At 69.5% G+C, this 26,480-nt stretch carries 28 protein-coding genes and 1 tRNA gene; 13 read left to right on the forward strand and 16 right to left on the reverse strand.

Going from position 1 to position 26,480, the window contains the following annotated elements; genetic code table 11:
- Nucleotides 1–15 precede the first annotated feature (15 nt).
- Entirely contained in the window at nt 16–1,215 is a 1,200-nt protein-coding gene (locus tag ASF40_RS07880) for a substrate-binding domain-containing protein (protein WP_056368346.1), read from the reverse strand.
- A 216-nt stretch (nt 1,216–1,431) separates the two neighbouring features.
- On the opposite strand from ASF40_RS07880, the gene ASF40_RS07885 reads away from it, so the two are divergent.
- A complete protein-coding gene (locus tag ASF40_RS07885; protein WP_056367699.1) occupies nt 1,432–1,887 on the forward strand; it encodes a MarR family winged helix-turn-helix transcriptional regulator in 456 nt (151 codons plus the stop codon).
- Nucleotides 1,884–3,116 carry an MFS transporter gene (locus tag ASF40_RS07890; RefSeq protein WP_056367701.1) on the forward strand — a complete coding sequence of 411 codons (1,233 nt, stop codon included), beginning with the start codon at nt 1,884–1,886 and terminating at the stop codon, nt 3,114–3,116. The genes ASF40_RS07885 and ASF40_RS07890 overlap by 4 nt, the downstream gene beginning before the upstream one ends.
- A gap of 78 nt (nt 3,117–3,194) precedes the next feature.
- Here ASF40_RS07890 and ASF40_RS07895 read toward each other — a convergent pair.
- Nucleotides 3,195–3,267, reverse strand: a tRNA-Lys gene (locus ASF40_RS07895).
- Between the two features lie 94 nt (nt 3,268–3,361).
- Here ASF40_RS07895 and ASF40_RS07900 point away from each other — a divergent pair.
- Both ASF40_RS07900 and ASF40_RS07905 read left to right on the forward strand, forming a co-directional pair.
- Nucleotides 3,362–4,189: an inositol monophosphatase family protein gene (locus ASF40_RS07900; RefSeq protein ID WP_056367703.1), complete on the forward strand. Its 828-nt coding sequence runs from the start codon at nt 3,362–3,364 to the stop codon at nt 4,187–4,189.
- A 52-nt stretch (nt 4,190–4,241) separates the two neighbouring features.
- Nucleotides 4,242–4,820, forward strand: coding sequence for a hypothetical protein (locus tag ASF40_RS07905; protein ID WP_056367705.1), 579 nt, complete (start codon nt 4,242–4,244; stop codon nt 4,818–4,820).
- A 19-nt stretch (nt 4,821–4,839) separates the two neighbouring features.
- Here ASF40_RS07905 and ASF40_RS07910 read toward each other — a convergent pair whose 3' ends face one another.
- The 4 genes from ASF40_RS07910 to ASF40_RS07925 are packed head-to-tail and all read right to left on the reverse strand — an operon-like array spanning nt 4,840 to nt 10,181.
- On the reverse strand, nt 4,840–6,420 hold the full coding sequence (locus tag ASF40_RS07910) for a peptide ligase PGM1-related protein (RefSeq protein WP_056367707.1): 1,581 nt from the start codon (nt 6,418–6,420) through the stop codon (nt 4,840–4,842).
- Nucleotides 6,417–7,553, reverse strand: coding sequence for a response regulator (locus ASF40_RS07915; protein ID WP_056367709.1), 1,137 nt, complete (start codon nt 7,551–7,553; stop codon nt 6,417–6,419). Before ASF40_RS07915 ends, ASF40_RS07910 begins: the two co-directional genes overlap by 4 nt.
- Nucleotides 7,543–7,935: a response regulator gene (locus ASF40_RS07920; RefSeq protein WP_056367711.1), complete on the reverse strand. Its 393-nt coding sequence runs from the start codon at nt 7,933–7,935 to the stop codon at nt 7,543–7,545. The genes ASF40_RS07915 and ASF40_RS07920 overlap by 11 nt, the downstream gene beginning before the upstream one ends.
- Nucleotides 7,932–10,181, reverse strand: a complete 2,250-nt coding sequence (locus ASF40_RS07925) for a hybrid sensor histidine kinase/response regulator (RefSeq protein ID WP_056367713.1) — start codon at nt 10,179–10,181, stop codon at nt 7,932–7,934. The genes ASF40_RS07920 and ASF40_RS07925 overlap by 4 nt, the downstream gene beginning before the upstream one ends.
- 183 nt (nt 10,182–10,364) lie before the next feature.
- Here ASF40_RS07925 and ASF40_RS07930 point away from each other — a divergent pair, with 183 nt between their 5' ends.
- A complete protein-coding gene (locus ASF40_RS07930) occupies nt 10,365–10,904 on the forward strand; it encodes a YaeQ family protein (protein ID WP_056367715.1) in 540 nt (179 codons plus the stop codon).
- Nucleotides 10,905–10,912: 8 nt separating this feature from the next.
- On the opposite strand, the gene ASF40_RS07935 is transcribed toward ASF40_RS07930, so the two are convergent.
- Nucleotides 10,913–11,326 (reverse strand): NUDIX hydrolase, encoded by a 414-nt coding sequence (locus ASF40_RS07935; RefSeq protein ID WP_056367717.1) that lies wholly within the window; start codon nt 11,324–11,326, stop codon nt 10,913–10,915.
- Between the two features lie 49 nt (nt 11,327–11,375).
- Between ASF40_RS07935 and ASF40_RS07940 the strand changes: the two genes are divergently transcribed.
- From ASF40_RS07940 to ASF40_RS07950, 3 genes are read left to right on the forward strand one after another with little or no spacing between them, the layout of a single operon-like run.
- Nucleotides 11,376–12,857, forward strand: a complete 1,482-nt coding sequence (locus ASF40_RS07940) for an SDR family NAD(P)-dependent oxidoreductase (RefSeq protein WP_056367719.1) — start codon at nt 11,376–11,378, stop codon at nt 12,855–12,857.
- A complete protein-coding gene (locus tag ASF40_RS07945; RefSeq protein WP_056367721.1) occupies nt 12,851–13,081 on the forward strand; it encodes a putative acetyltransferase in 231 nt (76 codons plus the stop codon). The genes ASF40_RS07940 and ASF40_RS07945 overlap by 7 nt, the downstream gene beginning before the upstream one ends.
- Before the next feature lie 43 nt (nt 13,082–13,124).
- Nucleotides 13,125–13,481 (forward strand): nuclear transport factor 2 family protein, encoded by a 357-nt coding sequence (locus tag ASF40_RS07950; RefSeq protein WP_056367723.1) that lies wholly within the window; start codon nt 13,125–13,127, stop codon nt 13,479–13,481.
- Nucleotides 13,482–13,520: 39 nt separating this feature from the next.
- Here the strand turns inward: ASF40_RS07950 and ASF40_RS07955 are convergent, their stop codons facing one another.
- From ASF40_RS07955 to ASF40_RS07980, 6 genes are all read right to left on the reverse strand, one after another.
- Complete coding sequence (locus ASF40_RS07955; protein WP_056367725.1) at nt 13,521–14,498, reverse strand: zinc-binding dehydrogenase; 978 nt, start codon at nt 14,496–14,498, stop codon at nt 13,521–13,523.
- Nucleotides 14,499–14,682: 184 nt separating this feature from the next.
- On the reverse strand, nt 14,683–15,441 hold the full coding sequence (locus tag ASF40_RS07960) for an SDR family oxidoreductase (protein ID WP_056367727.1): 759 nt from the start codon (nt 15,439–15,441) through the stop codon (nt 14,683–14,685).
- Between the two features lie 80 nt (nt 15,442–15,521).
- Nucleotides 15,522–15,935: a hypothetical protein gene (locus tag ASF40_RS07965; RefSeq protein WP_157549520.1), complete on the reverse strand. Its 414-nt coding sequence runs from the start codon at nt 15,933–15,935 to the stop codon at nt 15,522–15,524.
- Complete coding sequence (locus ASF40_RS07970) at nt 15,932–16,816, reverse strand: RNA polymerase sigma-70 factor (RefSeq protein ID WP_235560167.1); 885 nt, start codon at nt 16,814–16,816, stop codon at nt 15,932–15,934. Before ASF40_RS07970 ends, ASF40_RS07965 begins: the two co-directional genes overlap by 4 nt.
- A gap of 47 nt (nt 16,817–16,863) precedes the next feature.
- Nucleotides 16,864–17,658: an SDR family oxidoreductase gene (locus tag ASF40_RS07975; RefSeq protein ID WP_056367731.1), complete on the reverse strand. Its 795-nt coding sequence runs from the start codon at nt 17,656–17,658 to the stop codon at nt 16,864–16,866.
- 99 nt (nt 17,659–17,757) lie between these two features.
- Nucleotides 17,758–18,165: a VOC family protein gene (locus tag ASF40_RS07980; protein ID WP_056367733.1), complete on the reverse strand. Its 408-nt coding sequence runs from the start codon at nt 18,163–18,165 to the stop codon at nt 17,758–17,760.
- Nucleotides 18,166–18,288: 123 nt separating this feature from the next.
- Between ASF40_RS07980 and ASF40_RS07985 the strand changes: the two genes are divergently transcribed.
- The gene (locus ASF40_RS07985) at nt 18,289–19,029 is read left to right on the forward strand and encodes an alpha/beta fold hydrolase (protein WP_056367735.1); all 741 of its coding nucleotides are present in this window, start codon (nt 18,289–18,291) and stop codon (nt 19,027–19,029) included.
- A gap of 140 nt (nt 19,030–19,169) precedes the next feature.
- On the forward strand, nt 19,170–19,520 hold the full coding sequence (locus ASF40_RS07990) for a LysR family transcriptional regulator (protein WP_056367736.1): 351 nt from the start codon (nt 19,170–19,172) through the stop codon (nt 19,518–19,520).
- A gap of 10 nt (nt 19,521–19,530) precedes the next feature.
- Here ASF40_RS07990 and ASF40_RS07995 read toward each other — a convergent pair whose 3' ends face one another.
- Entirely contained in the window at nt 19,531–21,195 is a 1,665-nt protein-coding gene (locus ASF40_RS07995) for an ABC-F family ATP-binding cassette domain-containing protein (RefSeq protein WP_056367739.1), read from the reverse strand.
- A 66-nt stretch (nt 21,196–21,261) separates the two neighbouring features.
- Entirely contained in the window at nt 21,262–21,630 is a 369-nt protein-coding gene (locus ASF40_RS08000) for a VOC family protein (RefSeq protein WP_082496922.1), read from the reverse strand.
- 241 nt (nt 21,631–21,871) lie between these two features.
- Here ASF40_RS08000 and ASF40_RS08005 point away from each other — a divergent pair, with 241 nt between their 5' ends.
- Together ASF40_RS08005 and ASF40_RS08010 are read left to right on the forward strand one after the other, a co-directional pair.
- Complete coding sequence (locus ASF40_RS08005; protein ID WP_056367743.1) at nt 21,872–22,333, forward strand: hypothetical protein; 462 nt, start codon at nt 21,872–21,874, stop codon at nt 22,331–22,333.
- Between the two features lie 117 nt (nt 22,334–22,450).
- Nucleotides 22,451–23,797: a vanadium-dependent haloperoxidase gene (locus tag ASF40_RS08010; RefSeq protein ID WP_157549525.1), complete on the forward strand. Its 1,347-nt coding sequence runs from the start codon at nt 22,451–22,453 to the stop codon at nt 23,795–23,797.
- Nucleotides 23,798–23,871: 74 nt separating this feature from the next.
- Here ASF40_RS08010 and ASF40_RS08015 read toward each other — a convergent pair whose 3' ends face one another.
- Entirely contained in the window at nt 23,872–25,086 is a 1,215-nt protein-coding gene (locus tag ASF40_RS08015) for an ROK family protein (protein WP_056367747.1), read from the reverse strand.
- A 117-nt stretch (nt 25,087–25,203) separates the two neighbouring features.
- Here ASF40_RS08015 and ASF40_RS08020 point away from each other — a divergent pair, with 117 nt between their 5' ends.
- Nucleotides 25,204–26,472 (forward strand): ABC transporter substrate-binding protein, encoded by a 1,269-nt coding sequence (locus ASF40_RS08020; protein WP_056367748.1) that lies wholly within the window; start codon nt 25,204–25,206, stop codon nt 26,470–26,472.
- Nucleotides 26,473–26,480: the final 8 nt, after the last annotated feature.

Consider the following 26,480-nt stretch of genomic DNA (forward strand, 5'->3'; position numbering starts at 1 on the left):
TCGCGAAGCCCCGGATCACTCGGCTTCGGCGGGGGCGACGTCGTCGGCCGAGACCGTGTCGACGAGCTCGGGCACGAATGTGCCGTCCTTCGCGACGAGCTTGACCTGGTACATCTCCTGGATGAGGGCATGGTCGCTCGCGCGCACCGTCATGCTGCCCTTCGGCCCCTCGAACTCGAAGCCTTCGAGCGCCGCGACCATCGCGTCGACGTCGCCCTGGCCCGACTCGATGGCGTGGACGATCATGATCGCCGCGTTGAAGCCGTCGGGGCTGAACAGGTCGGGCGTGCCGCCGGCCTCCTCGATCGCCGCGACCATCGCGGTGTTGACGTCGTTGTCGGGGGCCTCGGCGAAGTAGTGGTTCAGGAAGCTGATCTTCTCGGATGCCTCGCCGTACGCGCCGAACGTCGCCGAGTCGCCGAGGCCGGTCACGACGGGAATCTCGTCCATGACCCCCTGCTGGCTCATGGCCTGCCACATCGCGCCCGAGGTCGCGCCGGCCCAGGCCACGAACACGAGGTCGGGAGCGCCCGCGAGCACCTGCTGCGCGAACGGCGTGAACTCGGTCGCGTCCTCGGCCACGAGCACGGAGTTCACCGTGGCGCCCTGGCCGCCGAGGATCGCCTGCACCGCCGCGACATTGCCCTGGCCGAACGCGTTGTCCTGCGCGAACACCGTCACGGTCCTGCCCTCGATGTCGTCGAGGAACGTGCCCGCGGTCGCGACGTCCTGCGCGCTCTGCCGGCCCGAGCGGAACGTGTAGTCGTTGATGCCCGTGATCGCGTCCGCGGCCGCCGGGCCCGAGATGTAGAGCACCTTGTTCTGCTCCGCCTGCTCGGCGACGGCCAGCGCGACGCCCGACGATGCGGTGCCCGCGATGATGTTGACGCCGGAGCCGATGAGCTCCTTGACGGCGGTGACGGCCTTGTCGGGGTCGCCGGCGTCGTCGCGGTACTCGACGTTGATCGTCGTCCCGTCGATCTCGCCGGTGCCGTCGGTGGCGTAGTCGAGCCCTGCCTTGAAGGCGTCGAGGTACTGCTTGCCGTAGCCGGCGAGCGGCCCGGACTCGCTCGTGACGATGCCGACGGTGACCTCGGACACCCCGCCCGGCTCGGTGGACCCGTTGTCGGGATCGCCGGACGGCGCGCACGCCGCCAGGGCGAGCGCTGCCGTGACGACCACGGAGCCCAGGAGCAACTTCTTCGTAACCCGCATGTGCGTGCCTTTCCCCATTGGAAGGTTCTGGTGCGTGAATCGGTGCTTCATCCTCAAACATGAGATCCGATTCAGGTTCTTGCAATGTAGGAAACGGAAGCCGTGCAGGTCAAGTCGGCGAGCCCGCTCCTCTCCCGTCGTTACCGAATCGGGACGAACTCCCGCGCTTCGGCGAATTCGCATACCTGCGGTATATAACAGCGGTATGCTTTCTTGGTGACCCACGATCAGGACATCGAGACCCTCATCGTCGCCGCCCACGCACTGACCCGCGTCGCGGCGCTCGAGACCGCCAACGAAACACCCGCCGCGCAGTGGCGCACGCTCACGATCCTCCGCGACCACGGCGCGCTCCGCATCGGCGAGCTCGCCCGCCTGAGCCGCGTGACCCAGCCCGGCATGACGCGTCTGGTCGGCCAGATGGCCGACCACGGGCTCGTGGCGAAGATGACGGATGCCGCGGACTCGCGCGCGACGGTCGTGGAGGTCACCCCGCTCGGCCTCGAAGCACTCCAGACCTGGCTGCTGCAGCTCACCGCCGCGCTCGCCCCTCACTTCGACGACCTCCAGCCCGAGGAGTGGGACGCACTGCGGACCACGGCATCCGTCCTCATGCGCAAGCTCGACCGCACGCGCACGGCCGCCGCCGACACGGCCGAGGTCACCCGATGAGCGCCCACGGCAGCACCACGGGCTCGGTGTGGCGCCAGCCCGCGCAGGTGTGGGCAGTCGCCTTCGCCTGCGTCGTGGCGTTCATGGGGATCGGCCTCGTGGACCCGATCCTCCCCGCGATCGCGGAGTCACTGCAGGCGAGCCCCGTGCAGACCGAACTCCTGTTCACGAGCTACCTGCTGGTGACCGGGCTCGCGATGCTCGTCACGAGCTGGATCTCGAGCCGCATCGGTGCGAAGGCGACTCTGCTCATCGGCCTCGCGCTGATCGTCGTGTTCGCACTCCTGTGCTCGCTGAGCGGCAGCGTCGATGCGATCATCGGCTTCCGGGCCGGATGGGGCCTCGGCAACGCGCTCTTCATCTCGACCGCCCTCGCCACCATCGTGGGCGCGGCGTCGGGCGGCAGCGGCGCGGCCATCGTGCTCTACGAGGCGGCACTGGGTCTCGGCATCGCGATCGGTCCGCTCCTCGGCGGCCTGCTCGGCGAGATCAGTTGGCGCGGACCGTTCTTCGGCGTGGTGGTGCTCATGGCCATCGCCTTCGTCGCCGTCCTCGTGCTCCTGCGCGGGCCGAGCGAGAAGCCGGTGCCGGTGCCCCTGTCGGCGCCCTTCACTGCGCTGCGCATCCCGTCGCTGGCTCTGCTCGCCGTCGCCGCTCTGTTCTACAACATCGGCTTCTTCGTGCTGCTCGCCTTCTCGCCCTTCCCGCTCGGCTTCGGCGCCATGGGCATCGGCTTCACGTTCTTCGGCTGGGGCGTCGCCCTCGCGATCACCAGCGTGTGGGTCGCGCCGCTGCTGCTGCGCTTCATGGCCCGCACCACCGTCATGCTCCTGACGCTGCCCCTGCTCGCGGTCGACCTGGTCATCGCCGGAATCCTCGTCGAAGACACCACGGCCCTGGTGGTCTGCATCATCGTCGGCGGACTGCTCCTGGGCGTCATGAACACGGTGCTCACGGAGTCCGTGATGGAAGCGACGGATCTCCCCCGTTCCGTCGCGTCCTCGTCGTATTCGGCGGTCCGCTTCCTCGGTGGCGCCGCCGCTCCACCGCTCGCCGCGCTCCTGTGGCACCTGTACGGCCCGACCGTGCCGTACCTCTTCGCCGCGGCATCCGTCCTGATCGCCACCGGCACGATCCTCTTCGGCCGGCGCGCGCTCGCCCGCATCGACGAGAACGAAGCGGATGCCGCCGATGAGGCCGCGGCCGTGCTGGTGGGCGACGCGGCCTGAGTCGGCCGCCGAGGCTCGGAGCGGACATCGCGCCGGACAGCAGAAAGGCCCCGGATGTTCCGGGGCCTTTCTGGTCGGTGCACCCCCTGGGACTTGAACCCAGAACCCACTGATTAAGAGTCAGTTGCTCTGCCGATTGAGCTAGAGGTGCGTTGTTCACTTACGAGGCGAACGAGGATCAACATTAGCATCACGATCGCGTCTCGTGAAATCGAGGCGGGAGCGCCCCGGCTATCCTGGATTCCGTGACCTCCCCCTCCCCCGTTTCGACGTTCGACACGCCGTTCGAGGGAGACCTCCGGGCAGATCTCGATCTCGCCCTGCGGCTGGCGGATGCGGCGGACGCGGCATCCATGTCCCGCTTCGATGCGGTCGATCTCGACGTGCGACTGAAGGCCGACGCGAGCCATGTCACCGAGGCGGATCTCGCCACCGAGCGGGCGCTCCGCGACCTGCTGGAGACAGAGCGTCCGGGCGACGGGGTGTTCGGCGAGGAGTACGGCGTCACCGGCGATTCGGCGCGGCAGTGGATCATCGACCCGATCGACGGCACCGCGAACTACCTCAAGGGCATCCCGATGTGGACGACCCTCATCGCCCTCGCCATCGACGGTGTGCCGCGCGTGGGGGTCGCGAGCCAGCCGGCGATCGGACGCCGCTGGTGGGCCGCGAGCGGCCTCGGAGCGTGGACGAACACGCCGACGGGCGAGACGAAGCGTCTCGCCGTGTCGGCGGTCGACACGATCGCCGACTCGAGCGTGAGTTTCCAGAGCATCGGGCAGTGGCGCGACGCCGGCAAGCTCGACGCCCTGGAGCGCCTGACCTCGTCGGTGTGGCGCGATCGCGGGTACGGCGACGCGTGGCCGTACATGCTGCTGGCCGAAGGTCGTCTCGAATTCGTCGCCGAGTTCGGCGTCAAGGAGTACGACATCGCCGCGCTGGTGCCGATCGTGACCGAGGCCGGCGGCAAGTTCACGTCGTTCGAGGGCAACGACTCTCTCTCGGATCTCTCCTCGCTCGCGACCAACCGCGTGCTCCACTCGGCCTATCTCGACCTGCTCCACACCGCCTGATCCCGCTCCGACTGACACCCGACCGCCTCCCATCCCCCACGGAGACTCTCTGATGCCCTTCCCCCGCATCCTCGGCACCGCTGCCGCCCTCGCGCTCTCCGCCGTCCTCCTCTCGGCCTGCGCCGGAACGCCCGAGGCCGCGCCCGAAGAGACCGGCAACGCGAAGACGCCGACCGCGGCCGCACCCGAGCCTTCGGCGACGCCCGAGCCGGCGCCCGCCTCGACCGAGGACCCGACCTGCACCACGATCATCGGAGAGTCGGTGGTGGCCGACTTCGAGAGCCTCGGCTGGAGCTCGCAGGCGTCGCCGCTGTACATCGGCAGCACCGAGATCGAGGACGGTCTGCAGTGCATGTGGGCGGACTTCGAGGGTCCCGCCGGCGACCACGGGCAGATGTTCGGCTGGGCGCCCGTCTCCGATGCCGACGCCGTCGACCTGCAGGAGGAACTCGAGTCCCAGGGGTGGCTGCGCGAGGAGGATTCCGCGGGCGTGTACATCACCGAGAGCGCGGACACCGCGATCGCGACGGATGCCGAGGGCTACGGCATGACGTACCTGTTCGCGTCCGGCCAGGTGAAGGTCGCCGACACGAAGCAGGGCCTCCTGCTGATCGAGTGGCCGAAGAGCTGACGCCCGGGGTCCGCGCGGGTCACTCGGGCAGCACGCGCTCGGTCCGCGCCCGCGCGGCCTCCTCCAGCACGATCCGGCCTCCGCGCTCGTAGAGCTCCATCGCACGCTCGCGCGTGTCGCCGACCGCTGTCATGCCGATGCGGCCCTGTTCGGTGATCGAGCTGATCATGTGGAACACGATCCCCTCCTGCCGCGACCGGTCGAAGTGCAGGTCGTGGCGCGCCACGACATCGAAGAGGTCTCCCACAGATAGCGCGCGCAGGTCGTCGCCCTCGAGGTGGTCCGTCGCGACCAGGTGCTTCGGCACGCCCTCCGGGGTGAGGAACGCGCCGTCCTCGCCGTCATAGCGGCCGTCGGTGAGGAACTGCAGGGTGAGGAACGGATGCGTCGTGCCGCCCTTGCGGAGATTGAGCTCGATCGCCCACGAAGACCATTCGCCCGCAGCATCCCGCACGACGACGAAGTCCAGCGCGAAGCGCCCGCGCACCCCCATGTCCGCCAGGCGCCGGGCGACCGCGAGCGCCGGCTCGCTGATGAGCCGCGAGTACGCCGGATCGGCGGGGAACACGCATCCGAGGTAGCTCTGTCCGCTCGGACCGCCGAGCAGCTGGTCGTGCGTCGAGAGCAGCTCGATCGTGCGGTCGGGAAGCACCCGCAGCTGCACGCTCGGGCTCAGGATCTCCTCGCCCACGATGCGCTCCTCGACGATGCCGTGCCGGGTCGCGAGGGCGTCGAGCATGTCGGCCGGGCTCAGGGTCTCGACCTCCGGCTGCATCGCCTGGAGGGCCTGGACGATCGCGTCACGGCGGGCGTCGCCGCCGAGCTCGCCCACGCCGGCGAGGTTCACGAGCGCGTTGCCCGACCCCGATACGCCTTCGTCGAGCTTGAAGATCATCTGCCGCACCGTCGGCTTCTCGTCCAGCACCGCCTCGATCGCCCGCACGGCGTCGTCCCGGCTGCGCAGATCCTCGACACCGAGCGGATGCTGCACGCCGACGTCGCGGAACAGCCGCCGGCATCCGGTCTTCGTGCCGAGCGGGGCGAGACGGTGGTCGGCGCCGTACATCGGGATGCCCAGCATCAGCGCGAGATCGCGCTCGCGCTCGGTGGTGTTGTACGGGATCAGGTGGCACCGCTCACGGTCGGGGATGCTGCGCGCGATGCGTGCGAGTACGCGGGGACGTTCGAGCACCTTCTCGCTGAGCGTGCGGTGGGTGCCGTCACCCACCGAGACGAGTGTGAGCCGCGCGAGGGCATGGCTCGGGATGACTCCCGGGAGGAGCGCGAGGTAGTACTCGATGATGCGGGGGTCGATGGGCTGCGAGGTGACGTAGGTCATGCGCAGCATGGGCTGGCGCAGCAGGAGGAGCAGGAACAGGAACCGTTCCTCGTACGCCTGCACCATCGTCGCCGAGGTCGCGCGGCTGCCCACCGTGAGAGAGGGGACGACGACGACCGATTCGTCCTCGAGGTTGTGCTGCATCGATGCCCAGACCCCCGGCATCCGTTCCTGCAGGCGGTCGAAGCGGTCATCGCGTTCGGCGTCGGAGAGCGACGAGAGCGTCGCGGGCGCCGCGGGCGCCGTGTCGGTGAGGGTCATGGTGCGACTCGATTCTCGGGATGACGGATGCCGTCCACGGCGTACGCGCGGACGGCCCGGCTGAAACCGCGAACGTCGAGCTCCCCCACCGGGTTCGCGGCGATGTGCTCCTCGACGGCGGTGAACGCGCGCTGCGCGACGAGGATCTGCCCGGCGGCGGCGGCCGCGCAGAGGCGGGCGGCGAGGTTGGTGACGCTGCCGATGGCGGCGTAGTCGAACCGGCCCTCGAACCCGATCCGGCCGAGTGTCGCGTACCCCTGCGCCACACCGATGCCGATGCCGAGATCGATCGCGCGGCGGTGCCACGCGGCGGTGAGGTCGCCCACCCTGTCGCGGATCTCGATCGCCATCTCGATCGCGCGCCGCGCCGGGTCCTCGAGCGGCAGCGGGTCGTTGAAGAACACCATGACGCCGTCGCCGGTGAAGCGCTCGAGCGTCCCCTCGTAGCGGTCGATGAGCTCGCCGAGCACCGCGTGGTACTCCGACAGCACGCCCATGACCTCTTCGGGCTCGCTGGCCTCGGCGAACGGGGTGAAACCACGCAGATCGCAGAAGACGACCACGATGTCCCGCCGGTGGCTCGCCAGCACGGCCTCGTCGCCGTGGTCGAGCACGACGTCGACGACCTGCCGTGACAGGAAGCGCCGCAGTCGGTTCACCCGCTCGAGCTCGTCGACCTGGCTCGCGACCCGGGCCTCGAGTTCGACATTCCAGCGGGCAAGCTCGGCGGCCTGCCGCTCGATCGTGTCGTGGTACCGCTTCAGGCGTGCGAGCGACGCGACGCGCGCGATGAGCTCTGCCTGATCGAACGGCTTGCTCACGAAATCGTCGGCGCCGGCTTCGAGCGCATGCCGCTTCTCCTGATCTCCGCTCGCGGTGATCATCACGACGGGGAGGAACCGCCAGCGCGGCACCGCACGGATGCGACGGCACACCTCGTACCCGTCTATGCCCGGCATCATGATGTCGAGCAGCACGAGGTCGATGTCGTGCCGCTCGAGCTGCTCGAGGGCCTCCTCGCCCGACGCCGCGGTGATGACGCCGTAGCCCCGCGGGCTCAGCACCGCGTCCAGCAGTCGCAGGTTCTGCTCGAGGTCGTCGACCGCGAGCACGAGGATCGGGTCATGAGACATCGGCGCGGCCCCTGCCGATGAATGCGTCCACCTGCCCGGCCAGCTCGCGGATGCTGATCGGCTTCTCGAGGTACCCGTCGAAACCCGATTCCTTGGCCCGCTCTCGGTCCTCGCGCATCGCGAACGCGGTCACCGCGACGACGGGTACGTCCTGCAGGGCGGGATCCTCCCGCAGTCGCCGCAGCGCCTCATACCCGTCGAAATCGGGCAGCTGCAGATCCATCAGCACGAGGTCGGGCTCGCAGGTCGCCGCGAGCGTGACCCCCTCCTCGCCGGTGACTGCAGGCAGCACCTCATAGCCCGACGCCGTGAGCACGTCGCGCACGAGCTTGAGGTTGAGGGGGTTGTCTTCGACGACGAGCACCCGATGTCCGGTTGTCACGGCGCCTCCCCTCCGCCCGCGCTCGCCGCGATCGCGCCCGCGAGGGCACCGACGTCGCGCAGCGCCCCGACGAGCGCGTCGCGACGGACGGGCTTGACGAGGTAGGCCGAGGCGCCCATCGCCAGCCCGCGCGCCCGCTCGTCCACGATCGACACCACGATGACCGGCACCGCGGCAGTGGCGTCATCCGCTCGCACGCGTCTCAGCACCTCCCACCCGTCCGTCCGCGGCAGACGGATGTCGAGGAGCACCGCCGCGGGCACGTGCCGGCGGATCGCCGACAAGCCCTCGTCCCCGTCGCGCGCGATCACGACCTCGACCCCGAGCCCGTCGAGGTAAGCCGAAGTGAGATCGAGCGACGCGCGGTCGTCCTCGACGACGACGATAATCGGCCGTCCCGCCTCGTCGTCCGCCGCGGGCATCGGGAGTGGCACACGCCGCGGGATCGTGAACCCGAAGGTGCTGCCGACGCCGACCTCGCTCTCGAGCCACATCGTGCCGCCGAGGATGGCCACGATCCGCCGGCAGAGGGTGAGGCCGAGGCCCGTGCCCTCCTCGCTCTGCAGTCCCCTCCGGCCCTGCTGGAAAGACTCGAAGATCCGCTCGCGGTCGGCGGGCGCGATGCCGATGCCGGTGTCGGCGACCGCCACGGCGATCTCATGCTCGCTTCCCCGGGCGGTCACCGTGACGCTGCCGCCGTCCGGCGTGAATTTCACGGCGTTGCTCAGCAGGTTCACCAGCACCTGCTTGACGCGCAACTCGTCGGACTCGACCGTGTCGAGGTCGGCGTCGACATCGATGGACAGACGGATGCCGTGCCTCGCGGCCCGCTCGCGCACCATCGAGGCGCCGTACTCGAGTGCAGAGCGCAGCGAGAACGTCGACGGTTCGAGTGCCATGCGGCCGGCCTCCACCTTCGACAGGTCGAGGATGTCGTTGAGCAGCTGCAGCAGGTGGCGGCCGGAGCCCAGGATGTCGCGCAGGTACTCGTCCTGCCGGTCGTTGAGCTCGCCGAACATGCGCTCGAGGAGCACCTCCGAGAACCCGATGACGGCGTTGAGCGGGGTGCGCAGCTCATGCGACATGCTCGCCAGGAACTCGGACTTGTGGCGGCTCGCGATCTCCAGCTCGGCGGACTTCGTCTCGAGCTCGCGGAACAGCTGCGCGTTCCACACGGCGAGCGCCGACTGGCTCGCGAAGTTCTCGAGGAAGTCCATCGTGTCGGCCGAGAACTCACCGGGCGTGCGTCGGCGCACCACGAGCGCGCCGACGATCCGATCACCCCGGAGGACGGGCACTGCCACCATCGACCGCCAGCCGTCCTCGTGCAGCAGGCGCAGGTGGATGTCGAGTTCGACTTCGTCGAGATCGGCGACGGCGATGGGATGCCGCTCCCTCGCGGCACGGCCGACGAGGGTGGTGTCGAGGTCGACCTTGATGCCGCGCAGCCGCTCGAGGAGTCGGTCGCTGGCGTACGCGCTTCTCACCGTGAACGCGTGCTCGTGCTCGACGTACTCCATGATCGAGCCGCCGTCGCATCCGGCGAAGCGCACCGCGTTCATGATGATCGTCGTCAGCACCTCGTCGAGGACGAGGCTCGAGCTCACCGCCTCGCCGACCTCGCTGAGCGCTTCGAGCTGGTCGACCTTGCGCGCGAGCTCGACGCCGCGGTCCTCGAGCGCACGCACCAGATCTATCTGCCGCACCACGACAGCCGCCTGCGCGGCGAACGCCTGCAGGGCGGCCTGCGCGCTCTCATCGAACGGCGACACATGGGTGCGCCACAACGAGAGGACGCCCACGACTTCGTCATCGAGGAGCATCGGCGCAGACATCAGGGTGCGATAGTGGCCGAGCTCCTGCGCGTCTTGCCGGCCGTACTCGGCATCGCTGAGCACGTCCGGAATCTGTTGAAGCTTCCGATCCCGCGCAACGCGTCCGAGAAGACTGGCCCGATCGATGCGGAAAGGATGGGCTGTGATGTGCTCGACGAGCGCGGAGGGCACCCCTACCCAGGACGACAGCGCGAAGTAGTCCCCGTCGACCAGATAGACCTGAGCGGCGTCGCTGCGGCAGAGCCGTCGCGCACTCTCCACGATCGTGTCCAGAGCCGAATCGGGATCCGAAGCGGAGCGCCCGAGTGCAAGCAGCACTTCGTTCATCGCTGCGAACTGCTCGGTGGCGTCGGTGTAGCCACGCTGGGGGGTTTCGAGTTCCCCCTCGCCGGCTCCATCCGAACGCTCCACGGGTGGCCTCCTCCCAGTGAGACCTCGCGTTCGCCGCGATGACAGGCCACATTGTCCTCGCGCCCGGGACTGCTTTCAAGACGAGGGGATTCAGGCGTGCGGAGCGCCCGGAAGGTTCGCCGCGAACGCCTGCTCGGCGCAGTCGGCGAGGATCTCCAGCCACTCGTCGTAGGCTCGATTCCCATGGCGATCGGCGTGACGATGTACACCTTCGATATCCAGCTGGCCGACGTCGATCGAGGCGTCTACGAGGATCTCTCGGTGCGCGTGGCGCGGCATCCCTCCGAGACCGACGCCTTCATGCTGACCCGAGTCCTCGCGTACGCACTCGAGTACGAGGAGGGCATCGCGTTCAGCGAGGGCATCTCGGCCACCGACGAGCCGGCTGTGCTCGTACGCGACCTCACCGGCGCGCTGGTGTCGTGGATCGAGGTCGGGGCGCCCGACGCCGCACGCCTGCACACCGGCAGCCTGGCCGGCGCGCGCGTCGCGGTGTACACCCATCGCGACCCCGCGAAGGTGGCCGCGCCCTGGGTGGGGAAGAAGATCCACCGCGCCGAGGAGATCAGCCTCTACAGCTTCGACTCGGGCTTCTTCGATGCGGCGACGGCGGTGCTCGAGCGCCGCAACCAGATGACCGTGTCGATCACCGAACGCCGGTTGTACCTCGACCTCAACGGCTCATCGTTCGAGTCGGACGTCCACGAGGTGGCGGCAGGCTGACACGCGGGTCACGGCAGGAAGTTCTCCCGCGCGAGCGGCGCGATCTCGAGCTCCAGGGCATCAGCGCGCGAGACCCAACGCAGTTCCTCGATCTCGGCGTCGATCACGGGCACCTGGGTGCCGATGTCGGCGACGAACACATCCGCCACGACGAGGAAGCCCGGTTCGTTCGCCGCTGCCGCGGTGTACAGACCGAGCGACTGCAGCGCACCCGGATCCACCGAGAGCCCCAGTTCCTCGAACAGCTCGCGGCTCAGCGTCTCGGCCGGCGTCTCCCCCGCCTCGGGCTTGCCGCCCGGCTGCATGAACGCCGTCGTGCCGGCTTTTCGCACGAGCAGCAGCTCGTCGTGGTCGTTCAGGATGACCGCGGCCGACACGTGGATGCTGCGCGTCGACGTCGATGCCGGGTTCGAGGTGCTCACGAAGGCACGCTAACAGCAACCGCGGAACCGGCCCGGCGTAGAATCACGTGTGCTTCCCGATTCCCCCGACCCCTCCGACCTGCCGCCGAGCGGCATCGACCCGGAAGATCTGGCGACCACCCTGCGGGTGCTCGCGATCATGCCGGGCGTCGACGAGTCGCACCCCGACTACGTGGCCGTCCGCCGTGCCACCGCCGCGATGTTCAAGGCCGTCAAGAAGGTGCGGCGCCGGGAGATCCGCGAGGCGATCGCCTCCGCCGATCGCGCAGTGGTCGCCGCCACGGCCACCGGAGCGCCGGACCGGATCGACGACGAGACCCGCGGCATCCCGATCAGCTCGTCCACCACGGCTGCCAGTGCCGGCACCCTCCTCAAGGCTCGCGCCTGCTACATCTGCAAACAGCCGTACACGGTGGTCGACGCGTTCTACCACCAGCTCTGCCCCACATGCGCGGCCATGAGCCACGCGAAGCGCAACGCGCGCACCGACCTCACCGGCAAGCGCGCGCTGCTCACCGGCGGCCGCGCGAAGATCGGCATGTACATCGCGCTGCGCCTCCTGCGCGATGGCGCACACACGACGATCACGACGCGCTTCCCGCGCGATGCCGTGCGCCGCTTCAGCAGCCTCCCCGACTCGCCCGAATGGATCGACCGCCTGAAGGTCGTCGGCATCGACCTGCGCGATCCTGCCCAGGTGATCGGTCTGGCGGAGGATGTCGCTGCCGCCGGTCCTCTCGACATCCTCATCAACAACGCGACCCAGACCGTGCGCCGCTCCCCGGGCGCGTACCAGCCGCTGGTCGACGCCGAGCTCGCGCCACTGCCCGATGGCCCGCTGCCGGAACTCGTCACGTTCGGCCACACGAACGACCGTCACCCGCAGGCGCTCGAGCGCTCCGTGACAGCGCACCCGATCCTCGCCGCGGCAGCCGCGCGCGCCGACGAGCTGACGGAGCAGGCCATGGCCGCGGGTTCCAGTTCGCTCGAGCGTCTCGCCGCCGGCACCGCCATCGACGCCGGCGGGCTGATCCCCGACCTCGACCACACCAACTCGTGGGTGCAGAGCGTCGAGGAGGTCGACCCCCTCGAGATGCTCGAAGTGCAGCTCGCGAACACGACCGCGCCGTTCCTGCTCGTGTCGAAGCTGCGCGCGTCACTGGCCGCGAGTCCGGCACGCCGCACGTACGTGGTCAACGTCAGTGCGATGGAGGGCGTCTTCAATCGCGGATACAAGGGGCCGGGGCATCCGCACACCAACATGGCCAAGGCTGCTGTCAACATGCTGACGCGCACGAGCGCCCGGGAGCTGTTCGAGACCGACCGCATTCTCATGACCAGCGTCGACACCGGCTGGATCACCGACGAGCGCCCGCACCCGACGAAGGTGCGGCTCGCCGAGGAGGGCTTCCACGCCCCGCTCGATCTCGTCGACGGCGCCGCCCGCGTCTACGATCCGATCGTGCGCGGCGAGGCGGGCGAGGACCTGTTCGGTGTGTTCCTCAAGGACTACGCACCCGGCCAATGGTGAACCTGCCTGAGCCGGGTCACCGGGTGGTGGTGCGCTACATCCTGCCGACGGGCCAGGCGACAGACGCCCTCGGCGAGCTGCTGAGCGCGGATGCCGAATGCGTCGTCGTCGACGGCAAGCGCGGCGTCGAACGCATCCCGCACGGCGCGATCATCGCCGCGAAGGAAGTCCCGCCGCCGCCCGCACCCCGGGCGCCGCGGCGCCCGCCGACCGACGAGCTCTGACCCCGGGGGAAGAACTTCGCCCCGTCGGTGGTTCGACGATCCCATGAGCACAGTCGCAGAACTCCTCCGTCTGAACCTCCACGGCGTCTTCGGGAACCGGGATGCCGCCCACCGACGGGATGCGGCGGCTCGCGCCTACTCCCCCGGCGTGGTGCTGACCGACCCAGAGGGAACGGTCGTCGGCCCTGAGGCGCTTCTTTCCAGCGCGGAGGGGCTGCTGAAGGACGCGCCGGAGGAGTTCGTGCTCGTCGAGGACGGACCGGCCTACGTCTCGGAGACGACCGGGGTGCTGCCATGGGCGTTCGGACCCGCCGGCGCCCCCGTCGTGCGCGGCGTCGATCTCATCACCGTCGAGAGCGGCGTCATCACGTCGCTGACCGTTCTCCTGGCCGAAGCGTGAAGCCGCGTGGGCCGCGCCGCCGCGGCCCACGCACCCACCTCAGAACCGCAGCAGCACCTTGCCCGCCCGGCCCGGAACCGCGCTCGCGGCGGCGGCCTCGCGCGCCCGATCGAACGGGAACACCTCGTCGACCGGCAGCGACACCTCACCCGACCCGATGCGCTGCACCAGCTCGGCGAACAGCGCACCGCGGGTGGCGGCATCCATCGTCTGGCTCACCTTGCTGCCCCAGAAGCCCTTGACCGTCGCCTGCTTGAAGATGAGGTCACCCGCCGACAGCTGCAGTGTGCTCGAACCCATCGATCCGAACGACACGAGGGTGCCGCCCTCGCCGAGCAGCGAAAGCAGGTCGCCGGCCGCTTCGCCGCCGACCGAGTCCACCGCCGCGCGCGGAGCGTTCTCGCCGAGGATCTCCGCTGCCCGTTCCCGCCAGTCGTCCGACGCGGTGGATACGACATCACGGATGCCGAGCCCGGCCAGTTCGGCGACCCCCGCATCGCGGCGCACCAGACCGAGAACGTGCACCCCACGCGCCGCGGCGAACTGGGCGACGAGCTTGCCGACGGCCCCGTTGGCCGTGTTCTGCACGATCCAGTCGCCCGGTTGCACGTCCAGGAAGTCGAGCAGGCTCAGCGCGCTGAACGGCATCGAGATCAGCTGCGCAGCCGTCTCGTCGCTCACGGCCTCAGGCACGGGGACGAGTCCGGCAGCCTTCGCGACGAAGTACTCGCTCCACACGCCGAATGTTCCGCCGGTGGCGACGCGCTGCCCGAGGTTGAGCGAGTCGACGCCCTCGCCGACCGCGTCCACGACCCCGACGGCCTCTGTCCCGGAAGCGGCAGGAAGCTCGGGCTTGTAGCCGTACGTGCCCCGGATCGTCCAGAGGTCGTGGTTGTGGATCGGCGAGAGGACCGTCCTCACCCGCACCTGCCCAGGACCCGGCTCGGGCAGAGGTCGTTCCGCGACCTCCAGAACCTCGGTCGGATCGCCGAAAGCGGAGTGGATGAGTGCGCGCACGGTGGTGCTCCTTGGTAGATCTCGGGCCGCGGGTGCGCGGCCCTCGAAGGTAAACCCGCATGCCTGCCGCGCGCATTCCCGGGCTCAGCGGCTCCCTAGTGTGCGGACCTGGGCCGTCTCGGTCGGAACAGCGGCGGAGGTGCCCACGTGCCCTGTGGCACGCGGACCCCTCCGCCTCCCGGGATCAGCTGCGCGCCGGGTTCGCCGGCAGCCACTCCTCGAGGGTCGTCTCGAACACCTGGACCCCGGCCACGGGCATGAGCGTGCGCTCCTGCATTCGCGCACCGAAGTACGGCGCCTCGGCGTCCGTCACGACCTCGCGCGGGTCCCCGCGGAAGGTGAGGCCGCGGCGCACCATCTCGTCGAGGCCCATGACCTCGGGGCCCGCGATCTCGACGTCGGTGTTCAGCGGGGCGCCGGCGGCGGTGCGCGCCACGGCGGTCGCGACATCCTCCGCGGCGATCGGCTGCACGAGGTTGCCCGGCAGGTGGATCGCCTCACCGTTGCCCGACACACCCGCGATGCCGGTGATGAACTCGAAGAACTGCGTCGCGTGCAGGATCGAGTACGGGATGCCGGAATCCCGGATCAACTCCTCCTGAGCGGTCTTCGCCGCGAAGTACGAGATCGCGTTCGGACGGTTCGTGCCCACCACGGTGAGGGCGACGAAGTGCCCGACGCCAGCGTCGCCTGCGCCCGCGATGAGGTTCCGCGTCGACGTCGTGAAGAAGTCCATCACGTCCTCCGGGGCGAACGACGGCGAGTTCGACACGTCGACCACGACGTCCGCTCCCTGCAGCACGTCCGCGAGTCCCTCGCCGGTGATGGTGTTGACGCCGGAGTTCGGCGATGCCGGAACGGCCTCGTGGCCGTGCTCAGTGAGCTTCGCGACGACCTTCGAGCCGATGAGCCCGGATCCTCCGATGACGACGATCTTTGCCATGATGTGCCTTTCGTTCAGGGAGCGCGTGGGGCGCTCACCAGCTGAGACAGTCCTCGCCGCCGATCTGTGACAGCCCCGACTCAGCAGCTCCAGTGCGTGAGCTTCTCGGGATTCGAGACGAGCCACGCCTCGAGGATCAGGCGGCCCCGCACGGAGATGCTGAGCACGCCGGTCACCCGCCCTTCCCGGCAGACGACGATCCCCGGCACGCCGTTCACAGACTCCACGCGCAGCGACACCACCTCGTCCAGCAGCACGCCGCGGAGATGCCCGCCGACGTCCGGCGCGCCCTCCAGTGCGGCGGCCGGCGCTGCCACGATCCCGCCACCGTCGACGGTGAGAACCACGCCGGGGTGCAGCATCCGTGTCAATCCGCGGGAATCACCCTGCTCGGCGACGGCGACCAGCGCCCTCACGACGCGCTCGTGCTGCGCGGCGCTCGCCCTCGAGCGTCGCGCAGAGCGGTGCAGCCACGAGCACGGGCGCGCGGTCACGCCCCGACCTGGGCGACGTGCCCGAGCTTTTCGGGGCTCATCACCCAGAGGAGGCGCCGGATGCCGTCCTCCGCCGCTGTGACGGTGACGAGGGTGGTGACCTCTCCCCCTTCCGAGAGGGTTGCTGCGGGTCGGCCGTTGACCTCCACCCAGTCGATCTGCTTGCCGGTCCAGAAATGGCTCGAGAACGCAGCCACGAACTGGGCGACGCGACTTCGCCCGGCCACCGGGATGCGCGCGGCGAGCTTGACGCCGTTGCCGTCGGTGTAGCTGACGACGTCCTCGGCGAACAGCCGCTCGAGATCGCTCACGTCGCCCTTCTGCGCGGCGACGAGGAACGCCTCCAGCAGGCGCCGCTGCTCTGCGGCGGCCACCTCCGCCTTGCGCGCCGACTCGAGGTGCTTGCGGGCACGGCTGACGAGCTGCCGGGCGCTCGCGACCGTGGCGCCGATGACGTCGGCGATCCGCTCGTACGGGTAGTCGAGCGCCTCGCGGAGGATGTACGCGGCCCGCTCGGTGGGCGTCAGCTTCTCGAGCACGAGCAGGATCGCGTACTGCAGGGCCTCGCCGCGCTCCGCGCCGAGCGCGGGGTCGGCGTCGGTGTTGACCGGCTCGGGCAGCCACGGCCCGATGTACGTCTCGCGGCGTGCGTGTGCGGACTGCGTGGCGTTGATGGAGAGCCGCGTCGCGACCGTGGCGAGGAACGCGCCCGGCTCGCGGACCTCGGCGCGGTCGGCGTTCTGCCAGCGGATCCAGGTCTCCTGGACGATGTCTTCGGCGTCGGCCACCGTGCCGAGCATCCGATACGCGATGCCGAAGATGCGCCGGCGGTGCTCGTCGAAGACGGTGACCGCGCGTCTGATGTCGTCCGGATCGATCACAGGTTGCGTGTGCTCGCCCATTGCGTCTGCCGCTCCCGTCGCCGCGCTCAGCGTACGCCCGCCGCGGACGGCAGCAGCGCGTCGCCGGCTTCGCCGGCAGAGATCTGCCAGTCGTGGAAACGCGTCGGCGCGATGACGGCGCCCGCTCCGGGCAGCAGCTCGAACCGGTCGAGCTGCGCACCGAAGTAGGTCGCGAGCGGGTCGGCGGCGACCTCGCGCTCGTCGCGACGGAACCGGAGCTCGCGCTGCGCGAGGTAGCCGAGCTCGAAGACCTCGGGTCCCGCGTGCTCTGTGATCCCGCCGGTGGGTCGTGCGAGTGCGGCGCGGGCCACCGCCGCGGCCACGTCGTCGGCGGCCATGGGCTGGGTGAGGGCGTCGGCGACGTATGCGATCCCGCTGCGGGTCGCGGCATCCGTGATGCTGCGGATGAATTCGAAGAACTGCGTCGCGTGGACGATCGAGTAGGGGCGACCGGATGCGGTCAGCAGGCGCTCCTGCTCGGCTTTCGCCTGGAAGTACCCGCCCTCGGAGCGCGCGAGCCGGTCGGTGCCGACGACCGACAGCACGACGTGGTGCGCCACCCCGGCGGCGGCGCCGTACGTGAGGAGATTCAGCGTCGACCCGGAGAAGAACTCGCGCGCACCGGCCTCGTCCGTGTACGACGAATTCGACACGTCGACGAGGGCCTCGACTCCGTCGAGGGCGTGCTCCAGCCCTTCGCCGGTGAAGGAGTTCACGCCCGCCGCTCGCGCCACCACGACGACGTCGTGCCCCGTGGCTTCGAGCGCGGTGACGACCCTCGAGCCGATCAGTCCGGTTCCCCCGATGACAGCGATCCTCATGTCGAACCCTCTCTGCTTCATCGCGTGCGGAACGCGCGCGTCACAGCTGAGACCGGATGACTCGGCGTTCTGTGACAGGTCCGCGATCGATCTGCGGAATCAGCCGGCCGGGGCTTTCGGAGGATTGTGCATGAACTCGATGCGGATGCCGTTGTCGTCCTCCACGAAGGACGCGTAGTAGCGCTCGTTGAACCGCGGGTACGGCTTGGGATCGCGCACCGCGCTCCATCCCGCGGCGAGCGCGATGGCGTGGAGCCGATCGACGTCGTCACGGGAGTCCACGGCGAACGCCAGATGCTGCCAGCCGACCGAGCCGTGCACATGGGGGCCGGTCCCCGGCTCCCGCGCGGCGAAGAGGATGAGCTCCGTCTCATCCTCGACGTACCACGAGACCCCGTTGTCGCCGTCGGTGCGTTCCATGCCGAGCGCCGTGAGCACGGGATCGAATTGAGCGACCGCGCGGGGCAGGTCTTCCACGGTGATGCCGAGGTGATCGAGCAGGGGCATCGGGCCAGTCTCCCCGATGCCCGTTGCGTCCGCCCTGTCGACGCGCGGCCCCTGTCACAAGTCCGGGCCCCACCCGGTCCTAGCTCACAGTCTGCAAGACCCCACCCTCGAAAGGATCTCGACATGACCGCTCAGAAGCCCACCATCGTCCTCGTCCACGGCGCTTTCGCCGAGTCGTCGTCGTGGAATGGAGTCATCGCCCAGCTGCAGCAGCACGACGTCCGCGCGATCGCGGTCGCCAACCCGCTGCGGAGCCTCGCCGGCGACGCGGCCTACGTCCGTGACGTCCTCGCCTCGATCGAAGGCCCCATCGTCCTCGTCGGCCACTCGTACGGCGGGCTCGTCATCACCGAGGCGGCCGCGGGCAACGAGGCCGTCGTCGGGCTCGTCTACGTCGCAGCGTTCGTCCCCGAGACCGGGCAGAGTGCGTTCGAGCTGTCGAACAGCGCTCCCGGAGGCACGCTCGGCGACGCACTCACGGCGTACCCGGTGACGAGCGGCGGCGATGAGTTCGCCATCCGTCCCGAGCTGTTCCACCACCAGTTCGCCGCCGATGTGTCGCCCGAGGTGGCCGCACTGATGGCCGCGACCCAGCGTCCGGTCACGCGCGCGGCGCTGTCGGAGGCCCTCCCGACGGATCGTCCGGCCTGGCACGACATCCCGTCATGGCACGTCTTCGGCGACCAGGACCTCAACATCCCGGTCGCCGTGCACCGAGCCGGCGCTGAGCGTGCCGGCTCGCGCGGCACCCACGAGATCGCCGGCGCGTCGCATGCGATCACGGTGTCGCAGCCGGCGGCCGTGGCCGCGACCATCGCAGAGGCAGGAAAGGCGTACGTGGCTTCTCAAGAGATCGCCGCGTGACGGACCGGCGGCGCCCCGGACGATGGTCCGATCTCCGGGGCGCCGTCTCCACCTCGCGCGGCTGAACCGGCGCGCGAAACGCAGTGGCGGCGGTTGCTGGGGCAGACTTGACCTGTCCCTCGGTGCACGGAAGGTCGCCAGTGAAGATCAGTGAGCTGCAGCGGTTCGTCACCATCGTCGACCAGGAACTGCATGTTCCGCGCGCCGCCGATGCGCTCGGGGTCCCCTTGGCGTCGCTGTACTCGACGATCGACAAGCTCGAAGCAGAGGTCGGGCATCCGCTCTTCACCCGCAGCAAGCCGAGCTGGTCACTGACCCCGGCGGGCGTGCTCCTGCTCGAAGAGGCCAGGAATCGGATCGCCCGAGCCCCGGCTCCCGTCACGGCACCGAAGGCTTCCGCAGGCGGCAAGGCGAAGGCCTCCAAGGGCAAAGGCCGAGCGCCCATCGTGAAAGGCCAGCCGAAGCCGTACAAGAAGCGCCAGGGGCGTTAGCGGGCCGCGACTACAGCTCGATGACGCGCCCGGCGTCGACGCGCCAGTGACGGTCGAGGTGGACGGCGTCGAGCATCCGCCGATCGTGCGTCACCAGCAGCAGCGTCCCCTGATACGAGTCGAGCGCCTGCTCGAGCTGCTCGATCGCGGGCAGATCGAGGTGGTTGGTCGGCTCGTCGAGCACCAGCACGTTGACGCCGCGAGCCTGCAGAAGCGCCAGGGCGGCCCTCGTGCGTTCGCCCGGCGAGAGCTCGTCGACCGGTCGGCCGACGTGATCCGCTTTCAGACCGAATTTGGCGAGCAGGGTCCGCACCTCGCCGGACTCCATGTCCGGCACGAGCTCGCCGAATGCCGCCGCGAGCGGCTGTGACCCCACCAACAGCGACCGCGCCTGGTCGATCTCGCCGATCTCGACGTTCGCGCCGACGCTCGCCGTGCCCGCGTTCGGCGCCTGCCGGCCGAGCAGAGCCCGCAGCAGCGTGGACTTGCCTGCGCCGTTGTGCCCCGTGATGCCGATCCGCTCTCCCGCGTTCACCTGCAGCGACACCGGCCCGAGCGTGAACGAGCCCTGCTCGAACACCGCCGAGCTCAATGTCGAGACGACCGTGCTCGAGCGTGGCGCGGCGCCGATCGTGAACTCGAGCTGCCATTCTTTGCGCGGCTCCTCGACCTCTTCCAGCCGCGCGATCCGGCTCTCCATCTGGCGGACCTTCTGCGCCTGCTTCTCACTCGACTCGCTGTTGGCCTTGCGGCGGATCTTGTCGTTGTCGGGCGACTTCTTCATCGCGTTGCGGACGCCTTGGCTCGACCATTCCCGCTGCGTGCGCGCCCGGGCCACGAGATCGGCCTTCTTCTCGGCGAACTCGTCGTACTTCTCCCGCGCATGCCGGCGAAGCGTCGCGCGCTCCTCGAGATACGCATCGTAACCACCGCCGTAGACGCGGTTCGAATGCTGAGCCAGGTCGAGCTCGAGCACGCGCGTCACGCAGCGGGCCAGGAACTCACGATCGTGACTGACCAGCACGACACCGCCACGGATGCCGCGTACGAAGGCCTCGAGCCGCTCGAGACCATCGAGGTCCAGGTCGTTGGTGGGCTCGTCGAGCAGTGCGATGTCGAATCTCGAGAGCAGCAGCGCCGCGAGCCCGACGCGAGCGGCCTGCCCGCCCGACAGCCCGGTCATCGTCGCCCGATCCGCAGGCGTGCCACCGAGATCGAGTCCCAGATCGGCGAGAACGGCGGGCAGCCGCTCCTCGAGGTCGGCGGCACCACTGGCCAGCCAGCGGTCGAGTGCGGTCGAGTACATGTCGGCGGGATCGACGCCGTGCGCAGCGAGCCCGGGGTCGCCGAGCGCGGCGGCCGCAGCATCCATGTCTCTCGTCGCCTGCGTGCACCCCGTTCGACGAGAGATGTACTCGGCGACAGTCTCGCCCTCGACGCGTTCGTGCTCCTGCGGAAGCCAGCCGACGAAGGCGTCGGCGGGTGAGAGCGAGACAGTGCCGGCCTGCGGCTCGTCGATGCCGGCGAGCAGGCGAAGCAGGGTCGACTTGCCGGCTCCATTGGCGCCGACCACGCCGACGACGTCGCCGGGCGCGACGGTCAGGTCGAGCGAGTCGAAAAGTGTGCGGTGGCCGTATCCGCCGGCCACGCCGCGCGCCACGAGTGTTGCGGTCATCAGCCAATCCTCTCAGCGCCGGCACGCTGCGCTGACCCGGCTGATGCCCGCGAAGGCGGCTCCGGCTCACGCCGGCGCGTTGAGCCCGATCCTGTTGCCCTCGCTGTCCTCGATGTAGGCGTAGACGCCGCGACCGCCCATGATCTCGGTCTTTGGCACGAGGATGCCTCCGCCCGCCGGCTCGACCCGCGCCAGCCACTCATCGATCGAGGGGCTCGCGTCGAAGTAGACGCGCGAGCCGACGTGCGACGGCTCGTCTTCCGGGGCGGCGAACAGGCATCCCGCCGCGCCACCGTCCGCCGCGGCGAAGATGGCGGTCTCCTTGTCGGGCCCGACCGGAAGCCGGATGAGCTTCTCTTCGGTGAGCGCCTCATAGAACGCGATGGCTCGTGTCATATCGGTGACGGGGATGTCGAACCACACGACTCTGGACATTGCTCGGTCCTCCTTCTGGCGTCAGGCGGCCTGACCGGACGATCATCTCGCGTGATCAGGACGGATGCTGTCCGCGATGCGGTACCGGAACGGTATCGATCATCTTGTGCGCACGGGACGGCGGGTCTACCGTCACGCACAGAGGGAGATGCCCGTGCTCGCCTGGGGTCGATGGGTCGTGTTGCTGGGGGCGGTACTGCTTCTGGCAGGCTGCAGCGCACCCTCTCCCGCGAGTCCACCCGTGCCGATTCCCGCACGCGCGGTCTCGGCGCCTCCGCCCGACGAGGAGGCGACACCTCCTCGGTCGGATCCCACGGGCTCGGCCCTCGTCACGATCGACCCGATCGGATTCGGCCTTCGGCCCGGCGCCGGGTCGCATCGCCTGGTGGCATGGGCGACGCAGTACTGCGAAGCGGCCGGGCTGTCGCCCTGCTCGGACATCGCCGATCGCGCCGAGCGCCTCTGCATCGAGCGATGGGACTGCCACCCGGCGCTGCTCGTGCCCTTCAGAGAGGGCACTGCCGCGTTCCTGTCGGGCGGGCGGTTCACGTCGCCGGTGGTCTACGCCGTGTGGCTTTCGGAGAACCCGATGGTCGCCGTGGCCGGCGGCAGTCGGCACCTCCTCGAGTCATACCTGCTCACCGTCGGCGTGTGCCCCGACCAGGGAGGCGGCTACCCGCGCGGACCGGAGTGCCCGGCGTAGGAGGAGCCCGCCGTTTCTCCCTAAGGGCTATGCCCAATCGACGCAGGCGCGGCGCGGTGGGACAGTGAGGCAGGCTCTCCGAGCCTGTGCCTCAGATCCCCACTTGTGAGGTTGATCATGAATACTCGTCGATCCATCGCCATCATTGCGGCGGCACTCATCGCGTCGGTCTCACTCGGAGCCGCGGGGGCCTCGGCCGCACCGCCGACAGCCACGAACGCCACCGCCGTCGTCCATTGGAATGAGGTGGCGGCGAACACGCTCGCCGCCGTCCCCGGGCCGAACGGCGGCGCGCCGCCTGCGTATCAGATCAACATGGCCATGACACAGGGTGCCGTGTACGACGCGGTGACCGCGATCGGCCCGAAGCAGTACCAGCCGTACGTCCTCAAGCAGAGGTTCGGGGCGAAAGCGTCGATCGAGGCGGCGGTCGCCACGGCGGCGTACGACGTGGTCCACGCACTCGTCTCGACGGCGCCGGAGATCGCGCCGTTCCCCGGCAGGGGCGGCCTCCTGACGACGCTGGACGCGCAGTACGCGGCGTCGGTCGACGCCATCGCCGAGAGCTCGTTCAAGAAGCAGGGCATCGCCGCCGGCCACGCAGCGGCGGACGCGATGCTGCAGGCCCGACAGGGCGACGGGCGATTCGGTCCGTCGCAGTGGGTGCGCGACCCTCGAGCGGGGCACTGGTCCCCGCTGCTCAACGCGATGGGGCAGGAGATCCTCGACCCGACACCGTGGGTGGGCGGTGTCGAGCCGTTCCTCGTCGAGAGCGCGACCCAGTTCCGCTCGGCACCGCCGCTCGCGCTCGACAGCCCGGAATACGCGGCCGAGCTCAACGAGGTGCAGATGATCGGCAGGGCGACTGGGTCCAGCCGGACGGAAGCCCAGACCTACGTCGCACAGTGGTGGCAGTGGGCGCCGATCCTCGCATGGAACGAAGTCGCGCGGCAGCTGATCGTCGCCAACGAGCTCAGCGCCGCCGATTCCGCACGGCTTCTCGCGATGCAGAACCTGAGCGGTGCCGATGCCCTGATCACGTGCTGGGCGGACAAGTACTACTACGACTTCTGGCGGCCGTGGAACGCGATCCCGCGGGCGGACGAAGATGGCAACGGTGGGACGACCGCCGAACCAGGCTGGACGGCACTCCTCACGGCCCCGTACCCGGATCACCCGTCCGGACACAACTGCAACGACGGCGCGCATGCGGCTGTCCTTCGCATGTTCTTCGGCGATGTCGTCGCGGGGGGCTTCCACATGACGAGCACGTCAGCGGCGCTGCCCGCCGGTGCGCAGCGGGTTCGCACATTCGACACGTTCTCGCAGCCGCTCAGCGAACTCATCGATGCGCGCATCTGGGCCGGCCTGCACTTCCGCTACGCGGACGTCGAGGGCCAGCGCCTGGGCGTCAACGTGGCGCAGTACGGGGCAGCGCACTACTTCCAGTCGGTGGGCCACTGACTGCCCGCGCATACGGTGACGGGCGAGGCGCCCGAGATCACCGACCCGCGCCTGCGCGCGAGCGCTCTGGAGCGTCAGCTGGCCGCCACGAACCGGGGCAGATCCAGCGCACCCCCGCGCGCCGCCTCGACGGCGGCGCGCACAGCTCCGACCGACACGATGTCGGCGCCCAGGTCGGACGCGACGATCTCGGGCGCGGGCAGGTCCAGCTCCTGCGGCAGCGCGTCGAGCGCCGCGTCGATCACCGGCCCTGCGCCGGCGGCGACGGCGCCCGACACGATGATCCGTCGGGAATCGAAGAGGCTCCCCAGGACTCCGGCGATGACGGCGAGCGTCTCTCCCACCTGCCGCGCGACGAGCACCGCACCCGTGTCGCCTTCGGAGGCGAGCGCGAGCACGGTCTTGGCGTCGATCTGGGCGGAGTCCAGTCCCCACAGCGCACTTGACGATGGCAGCGATGCCTCCGCCAGCGCACGACGTGCCAGCTCGGCCACCCGGTAGCCGAGCCCCCACGCCCCTTCGACGCCCGCGACGTGGTCGAAGGCGACCATCTCGGCGGCGCCGCCATGCGCACCACGGAGCGGAGTCCCGTCGACCCACACGCCAGCGCCGAGGCGCTCTCCTGCGAGAAGCGTCACGAAGTCGTCGCAGCCGACGGCCGCGCCGACCGCCCGCTCCGCCACCGCCGCCAGCGACGCATCGTTCTCGACCCGCACGATCGGCGCCCATTCGCCGAAGAGGTCGCCGAACGACGGGTTCATCCGACGCCAGAAGTCATCCCGGTGAGGAGGCGACGCCCCGTTCCGGTCCACGGGCGCCGGAACACCGACGCACAGCGCAACGACGTCGGTTCGCGTGATCCCGGCCGCCGCCAGCGCATCATCGACCACACGCGCGGCGTCGCGACGCCGGTCTTCGGGTGAATCGTGAGACGCATCGGCTGCCAGATGGCGCACCGCCCGCGCGGCGCCGCGCAGATCCGCGACGGTCGCCGTGAGGTGGGCGCGACCGGCGTCCAGCCCGACCACGTATCCGCTGTCCTCGCGGAACGCGAACCGCCGAGCCGGTCGCCCCTTCTGGTACTCCCCCACCGCACGGGCGTTCGGCAGCTCGGCGAGCAGCCCGCGCTCGACGAGTTCATCGACGACGTCGATGGCGGTCGACCGCGTGAGCCCGACGTGTCCGATCACGTCCGAGGCTGTCAGTGCGTCGGCGTCCCAGGCGAAGCCGAGGACAGCGTCCAGGCTCGCGCGACGCAGTGCCGTCGGGGTGAGCAGCGATTGTGACATCGAGGTCTTGACCTTTCACGCGTTCCTCAGCATTATGGTCCATATCCAGTTGATTCGACGAGTAAATCTACTCTTCGAACCAACGAGACCCACAACCCACGGAAAAAGGACAACGACGTGCCTGCAGCATCCGTCTTCCTCCGCCGCGCGAGCGCGGCGGGCGCCGTCATCGCGATCCTCGGCACCTCCCTGGTCGCGTGCTCCGGCGCATCGACCGGCCCGGCCGAGGTGAGGTTCCATCTCAGCAAGCCGGAGGCGATCCCCTACTTCCGCGATCTCATCAAGGAGTACAACGCGAGCCAAGACGAGGTCGAGGTCGTCTTCGACACCTCTTCGAACCTGCAGGCGGGCTTCCTGCGCGGCAACCCGCCGGACCTCGGTCTGCTCAACTACAACATGGAGATGGCGCGCTTCATGGAACGCGGCGCCCTCAGCGACCTGAGCGACATGCCCGAGGCCGACCGCATCCTCCCCGAGGTGCAGGATCTGGTCGACCAGTACGCCACCTACCCTGGGCGCACGAGCGTGCTGCCGTACTCGGTGATGGCGGCGTCCGTCATCTACAACAAGCAGATCTTCGACGAACAGGGTCTCGAGGTCCCCACCACGTGGGACGAGCTCGTCGAGGTCTGCGACGCGCTGAAGGCGGCGGGCATCACGCCGTTCTACGCCACCTTCAAGGACCCGTGGACCGTCGGGCAGGGATGGTTCGACTACGCCGTCGGCGGTGAGGTCGACGTCGCCTCGTTCTACGACGAGATGAACGAGCTCGGCACCGAGGTCGGCCCGGACTCGCCGGTGTCGTTCGAGAAGACCCTCGCCGACCCCGTCGAGCGGATGACGCAGCTCACGAGCGAGTACACGAACGCGGATGCCGCGAGCCGGGGCTACGGCGACGGCAACCTCGCCTTCGCGAAGGGCGAGGCGGCGATGTACCTCCAGGGGCCGTGGGCGTTCGGCGAGATCGACAAGACGAACCCCGACCTCGACCTCGGCACGTTCCCGCTGCCGATGACCGACGACCCCGATGACAACAAGGTGCGGGTCAACATCGACCTCGCCGCGTGGATCCCCGAGGCATCCGATCAGAAGGAGGGTGCGCGCGACTTCCTGAGCTACCTGTTCCGCAAGGACGTGATGGACGAGTACAACGCCGCGTTCCTCGGCTACGGCACCACCACCGACTCTGCACCGGTCACCGACGAGCGCATCCTCGGCATGAAGGAGTACTACGACTCCGCGAAGTTCTACCAGGGCGCCTCGAAGGCGATCCCGCTGACCATCCCCACCGACAACTACATGCAGGGCATCGTGACCGGGTCCGACATCGAGAGCACACTGCGCACCCTCGACGCCGACTGGGCTCGGCTGGCACTGCGCCAATAGCAGACACG

The organism is Microbacterium sp. Leaf288 (assembly GCF_001422925.1).
In the GTDB taxonomy this organism is placed as follows: domain Bacteria; phylum Actinomycetota; class Actinomycetes; order Actinomycetales; family Microbacteriaceae; genus Microbacterium.